The sequence below is a fragment of the Nostoc sp. PCC 9305 genome (assembly GCF_963920915.1).
GTDB lineage: Bacteria > Cyanobacteriota > Cyanobacteriia > Cyanobacteriales > Nostocaceae > Nostoc.
Window position 1 is genome coordinate 1 of the sequence record NZ_CAWUDN010000194.1, and the last position, 6612, is coordinate 6612.

Below are 6612 nucleotides of genomic sequence, written 5' to 3' on the forward strand. Positions count from 1 at the left end.
TTTAGGGGGATCTACGACGATTTTGGTTTTCTAGAAAGATGTGTGTACACCGTAGCCTTAAAAAGGGGGGTAATATATAGGTTATATTCGTACTTCCTTACCTTTATTTACTTGGGTCAAGTGTAAGTGGATTGCTTGACTTTTTCATAATTAGTATCTAAGGCAGTTTCTAGCAGCAAAATAGCAGTAATCCGTCGTGCAATGTTTGTCACCTCACGGACTTATTCGACTCCTGAGATATTAGGACTTTAGCTCAAATTCCAGACTGCTGAACCTCAAAAATTAAGCTTTTATCTCGAACGTTGAGCCTTTGAACTCGGAAGTTGCACCTTTTTACTCGAACGTTGAGCCTCTGAACTCGGAAGTTGCACCTTTTTACTCGAACGTTGAGCCTTTGAACTCGGAAGTTGCACCTTTTTACTCGAACGTTGAGCCTCTGAACTCGGAAGTTGCACCTTTTTACTCAAACGTTGCACCTTTGAACTCGGAAGTTGCACCTTTTTGCTTGAACGTTGCACCTTTGAACTCGAAAAACGAAGCTCAGAACTCGGAATGTCGTGCTTTTAACTCCAACATCCAAATTCTGAGCTTTAATGTTGCACGTTTTAAGTGCAAGTACTGAGCTATTTTCTACAACGCTGCTTTTTGAGACTTGGATTTTCCAGGTTTACGAGCAAATCGTTGTCCCATTTCCACAACCACTGCATCTAAACCCGCGCCCTGTCCACTGGCTTTTGCATAGTTATACACCTGTAACGCGGCTGCATAAGCTTCACTACCGACTGCAAGAGATGTATCATCTACCAACTCTTGTAACTGCGTCAACGACAACAACACCGGATACAATGCTTCAAATAATTGTACGTCCTTCCGCATTTCATCCAAGTCAAACGATCGCGGTAAAAACTCTGGATTCTGCGCCGCCACCTCTAATGCTTTACTCACAAACGCCCGACTCTTATCTCCCATCTTGGGTAAAGTCTTGCGATCGTCGGCACTCAAATCAACCAAAAATGGTAATTTTTCTTTAATCGTGGCGATCGCTTGCAACACAGCATCTCTGTCTGTTTGTGCCAATGTTGCACTAATTGGGGTCGTAGACATAGAAATCACTCTCCAGTAAGTTTCTTTCATCTAGAGTGCCCACATATACAATCAAAATCAATATAATACGCTTGCTTTGCTTAAGACTTGATCCTCCCTAACCCTCCTTAAAAAAGAGGGAATTAGAGCAAGCCTTTATTATATTAAGCCCTGCTTTTTAAGGGGGGTTGGGGGGATCTTCCGGTGTCATCTTAACAATGACTGATTGGGCGTTAACTGGCTCTCAAAACGACTGTAAACAATTTGGGTTGGATACCAACAAGAAAACCAGTACAAATCTTGAATAACTTTGCAAGAATTACTCTCATCTGCTAATTCAAAGTGAACCAGAGCTAAATTATTCAATCCAACGACTTCTCGTCCCTCCTGAAACCAACGAGATTTCCAAAAAATCAGGGGTTGTAACCATTTCAATTTGGCATTTTCGACCCGTTTCCAGGGAGCTATTAACGATAATATATCTGCTGTGTAGGTAGAAGTCCGAACGCTGTTTCGAGGTATCCACTCCAGCACACAATGCCAGTCAGAGTCATTCAGCAGCTGACGATTATGGTGTAATTGTTTCTCGGAAATTTCTACCATATTGGGTGGATTAATCCATCCGATCCAATGTCGCACCTTTTCTGGTAAAAGCCAATCTTTCAATCGTGTATGAATCAGCCGCGTCAACATCTCTTCATTCTTCAATGCACTAGCGGTTAACTGTACTAAGACAGATTGTAATTTGGAATGGGTGCGTGCATAAGATAAGTGAGCAACAGAACTGTAGTGAATATCCCCAGATAGAATCACGACTTGTTGACGTTCCTCAAACAAAGTAGTTAGGAATTTCGCCAATGCTTCAACATTAATATTCCAGGCATCTCCAACATCTGTTGAAAAAACTTTCTCCTGTTTTAAGTGCCAATGATGAATCCAATCAATCACTTGTAATCCAAATACATTTGTAGGCGCAATCACAAATGTAGTTTTAATCTGAGTTTGTTCATCTATTTCTTGTAAAGGCAAAAGTAGTTGTTGTTCAAAGGCTTTGGGACACAACAGCATCGGTGGGGCAATTGGTTTTTGATCGGCTGGATAACCTCGCCATGTACGTGTATCCAGCACAATTACTTCATGGCAATCGCTGCGGACTATGTAATGCCAAGTCAGCGCTTCAGGATCTCGATCCAGAATAAATACTGAACCGTCTCGGACTAAAACAGGTAAACCTGTGTGGGGATCGTTGGCTGGCATTCCTACATAACGAGCGATCGCCCGATCAGCCTTTGCATCCATTCCTTGAGAAGCTGACCAAGCTTGTGCAGCCGCCAACAGCTTTTCACCTGGTTTTCCTTCTGCAAATTGCCCTGGTGTATTGCCCCAACCTTGAAATACCGTATAGGCTAACAATGCATTTTGGACTATTCTTCGCCCTAATGGCCGCCCCAGCACTCGCAAACACCAAGCTTGGTTCAAATTCCAATCATCACTAACATCATGGTCATCAAAGATGCTGTGCATGGGGATATTGGCAAGGGCGCGGCGCACTTTCCAAAGGGTATAGATGAATTGTCGCAAATGCTTGACTGCACGATTCCAGTCTTTGATCGCATGGCGATCGCGTGTTACTTGGTGTCCTTTGGGAAATGTTGTCGGCCAGCACACTGGCGACCAAGCTAGTAAATAAGTAGCGTAATATTCACCCAGACTGAAAAGATGACTGTTGACCTTCTCAGCTTTATTATGTAATCCTGCGGTCAAGCCAGCTTGATTTGTCGCAGCATCAGCCCGTTCTCCAGGGAGTAGCTGCTGGGGAGTACAGTACACTCCATTCACCGGAAGTTGTTCTTCCCAACCCAAGAGGACATCACCAAGAGTAGTGGCAACCCACAACGACGGATCTGCTACATCATCTCCATAAATTTGATCTCCCGTGAGAAACAGCTGGTGAGGTCGGTGCTGGGGTTGATTTGCTGATGCCTGAATCATAGTATCGAGAATTGGCAATGCATCAAACCCATGACCATGAGGTTTACGGCAGGAAGCATGGACAATTTGCAAATCTTGAAGACGGTTTGGCGGTAGAGCAAAGGTTGGTTTTTGATGATCGAAGTAGCTGATGCTGACTGTAGGAGAGGAGTTTGAACATAATGCTTGTTGCAGAGTTTCTGTGGTTTGGTCAGCAACAGTAAACTGAAGGTCGTATGCATAGATGTGACCTCCAGTTAGGCGATGTCCAATTGTAGACCGAGCCGCGATCGCAACTATATGAAGATACTTACCCAGAGCAAAGGTAGAGCGTTCTCCCTCCAATAAGCAATTTCCTAGTGCTTCACCATCATTTGTTGTGTCGTAAACCTTAAGTTCTACCTGACAAGATTGTTTTAGTGCCACCCACACTGTCACCGACTCTGGCTCAGTATGTTTGAGGATTGGCCCGGCTAAAATCAGTGGTAGTTCTTGTAAAAACTCGTCCCCAACTTGATACTTCATTGCAAACAGTTGACATGATGGTGTTTTAGATGTGTTACTTTGCTCCTAAATTGGTAGCCCCAACTCATCTAATCACCAATCATGCATCAATTCTCGTCTGTTTAACATCAGTTTATAGCGCAAATAGATTGCAGCCTAAAAGTTCAGGGACGGACAAGATGCCCATCCCATAAAAGTAATTATTTTAGTTGAAAAGAAAGAATTCAGGAGTCAGAAGCCAGAATACCCTTTCAGGGAAGCAAGCTACAGAATTGAATTGGAGCGTTTGAATAAACGGTGAAACATCGCACCAAATTTTGAATTTAGTAGTGACTGGTCTAAGTCTCCAATGGAAAAGCATTCTGAATTCTGAATTCTCTTTTAATCAATTTTGCGCGATACCTTCTTCACGCGCGGCACGTTGCACAGCAGCAGCAACAGCAGTAACAACGCGCTCATCAAAGACTGAAGGAATAATATGTTCCCGATTTAAGTCTGAAGGTTTGACTAAAGAGGCGATCGCACTTGCGGCTTCGAGGTACATTTTGATGGTAATTGTCTGTGCCCGACAATCTAAAGCACCACGGAATACCCCAGGAAAAGCAAGGACGTTATTGATTTGATTTGGGTAATCGCTGCGACCGGTTGCGATCACAGCAACATCTTTACTGATTAATTCTGGCTGAATCTCTGGAATCGGATTTGCCATTGCAAAGATAATTGGATCTTTCGCCATCGATTGCACCATTTCTGGTGTCAAAACTCCTGGTGCGCTGACTCCAATAAACACATCTGCCCCTTGCATTGCACCCGCCAATGTACCCTGACCTTTCACAGCAAATTCGAGTTTTTCTTCTGTCAAATCGGTGCGATTGGTAGAGATAATCCCTTTAGAATCGCACATCCAGATTTTTTCTGCCCCAGCTTTACGGAGTAACCGAGCGATCGCCACTCCCGCCGCTCCAGCACCGTTAATCACAATCTTGATTTCTGCTAAGGATTTATGTACCAGTTTCAGTGAATTAAACAACGCTGCCAAGGTGACAATTGCTGTACCGTGCTGGTCATCGTGAAAAACGGGGATATCTAACTCTTGGCGTAATCTCTTTTCAATTTCAAAGCAGCGAGGTGCAGCGATATCCTCTAAATTCACGCCCCCAAACACCGGAGCAATATTTTTAACTGCCTGGATAATTTCTTCTGTATCTTGGGTGGCGAGACAAATAGGAAAAGCATCTAGCCCTGCAAATTCTTTGAATAGCATTGCTTTGCCTTCCATGACTGGTAGGGCGGCGGCTGGGCCGAGATTTCCCAAACCCAAAACGGCACTACCATCGGTAACAATAGCAACGGTGTTTTGTTTGATGGTTAAGTTGTAAACTTCCTCTGGGTCTTGAGCGATCGCAGTACAAATTCGACCCACTCCGGGGGTGTAAGCCATTGCCAAATCGGAAACACTCTTCAGAGGAATTCTACTGGTAATGCTGATTTTGCCACCGCGATGCAAATTGAAGGTGCGATCGTAAACACTGAGTAACTTGATATCTGGCAAGGCTTTGACTGCTTGCACAATGGTTTCAGCGTGTTCAGTACTAGCAGCATCCACAGTAATATCGCGGGTGGACTCTTTACGGGTTTGCTCGATTAAATCAATTTGTCCGAGATTACCGCCAGTAGTTGCGATCGCATGTGTTACCGATGCCAACATCCCTACACGATTGGGAATCTGCAAGCGCAGTGTCAAACTAAAACTAGAATTAGGAGTTAGGTCTGCCATGTTGATTTTGGATTTTAAGTTTTAGATTTTATATTGAATTGAGACAAAAACTAAAATCTGAGATTTGTAGTCTGTAGAAACACAATGTATGTAAACTTTTGGGATAATCATCAGTAGTTAGTTTACTCACTGCTTACAGTTTTGATAATTATTTTTATTTATACCAATGCATTTACTAATATAAATGAGTAACAATTTAGTAATTGTACCCAAATACACCAGATATTTTTTTTATATTTTATCTATGTAAATATTTGTATAACTATAGCTTTATGCATGAAAAAAGCGCCCTCTAGACAGAGAGCGCAGTGAATTTTAACTTACAATTAACCGTGAATTACAGATGCGTAGGCGTAGCCCGTCGTAGACATTGTTGCCACAGGTACCGCCTCACCAGCAGCCAAATCCAGAGGGAAGTTGTGAGCATTGCGCTCGTGCATTACTTCTATACCCAAATTGGCGCGGTTTAGCACATCTGCCCATGTATTACAGCACTTCCGGCAGCTATGAGGTACATCCTCAAAGCTAAAAGCTGTGATAGAAAAGGGCAAGAAGAAAAACTGTACTGTATTGCATAATAGCTGTCAGTGCTTTAACCCAAGTTTTTCTAGTCCTCTTCTAGAGGACTTACACCATTAGACAGGGAATTCTATTCCCTGGCGGTCTGTATTGCATAATAGCTGGAAGTGCTGTATAGGAATTTTGAGGTATTTGCAACTTAGTTTGAACACTATCAATAATTGCCGTTCAATCAGCATCTTTGTTTCATTTAGAGCGAATCCTAATTTTAGCCGCCGCGTCGTCAATTCGGCAAAAAACCACATTTTCTTTGGCAGCAATTGCAGCGAGAATTAGGGTATGGAAAAAGTCCTAAACTAGTGATGTAGCCAAAATAAAACTTTTAGCAAATTTCGTTATCACTCAGTTTTAATAATATAAATTTATCAACTTTAACAACAATTTCTAATTTAATATTCTCTTTTTATCTAAATTATTTTGTTGTTAAATTAAGTTCTGATATATAACCCAATACGCTTGGGTTAAGGCTAAAACTCTTTGTCATAGTTAATTTTTTTAACGTAGACGCTTCTCTACGAGACGCTACGCGTAGCTTGCTTCCACGTTCGCGGAGCGTGCCGTAGGCAAGTGGTACGGCTACCACAGAGGCGCAGAGAACACTGAGAGAAGAAAGAAACGCTTAACTGAACTGTATTGCTTTATAAGCTACGGTGTACACACATCTTTGTATAAAACCAAAATCGTTGAAGATCCCCCTA

Annotated in this window: 4 protein-coding genes; all 4 read right to left on the minus strand. The window is 42.5% G+C overall.

Features of this window, described 5'->3' with window-relative positions:
- Positions 1 to 630: 630 nt before the first annotated feature.
- Positions 631 to 1104 (minus strand): hypothetical protein, encoded by a 474-nt coding sequence (locus ACM0OX_RS34670; RefSeq protein ID WP_414519629.1) that lies wholly within the window; start codon positions 1102 to 1104, stop codon positions 631 to 633.
- A gap of 186 nt (positions 1105 to 1290) precedes the next feature.
- On the minus strand, positions 1291 to 3579 hold the full coding sequence (locus ACM0OX_RS34675; protein ID WP_414519631.1) for a PhoD-like phosphatase: 2289 nt from the start codon (positions 3577 to 3579) through the stop codon (positions 1291 to 1293).
- A gap of 364 nt (positions 3580 to 3943) precedes the next feature.
- Positions 3944 to 5335 carry a malic enzyme-like NAD(P)-binding protein gene (locus ACM0OX_RS34680; protein ID WP_414519633.1) on the minus strand — a complete coding sequence of 464 codons (1392 nt, stop codon included), beginning with the start codon at positions 5333 to 5335 and terminating at the stop codon, positions 3944 to 3946.
- 326 nt (positions 5336 to 5661) lie between these two features.
- The gene (locus ACM0OX_RS34685) at positions 5662 to 5886 is read right to left on the minus strand and encodes a hypothetical protein (protein WP_414519635.1); all 225 of its coding nucleotides are present in this window, start codon (positions 5884 to 5886) and stop codon (positions 5662 to 5664) included.
- Positions 5887 to 6612 lie beyond the last annotated feature (726 nt).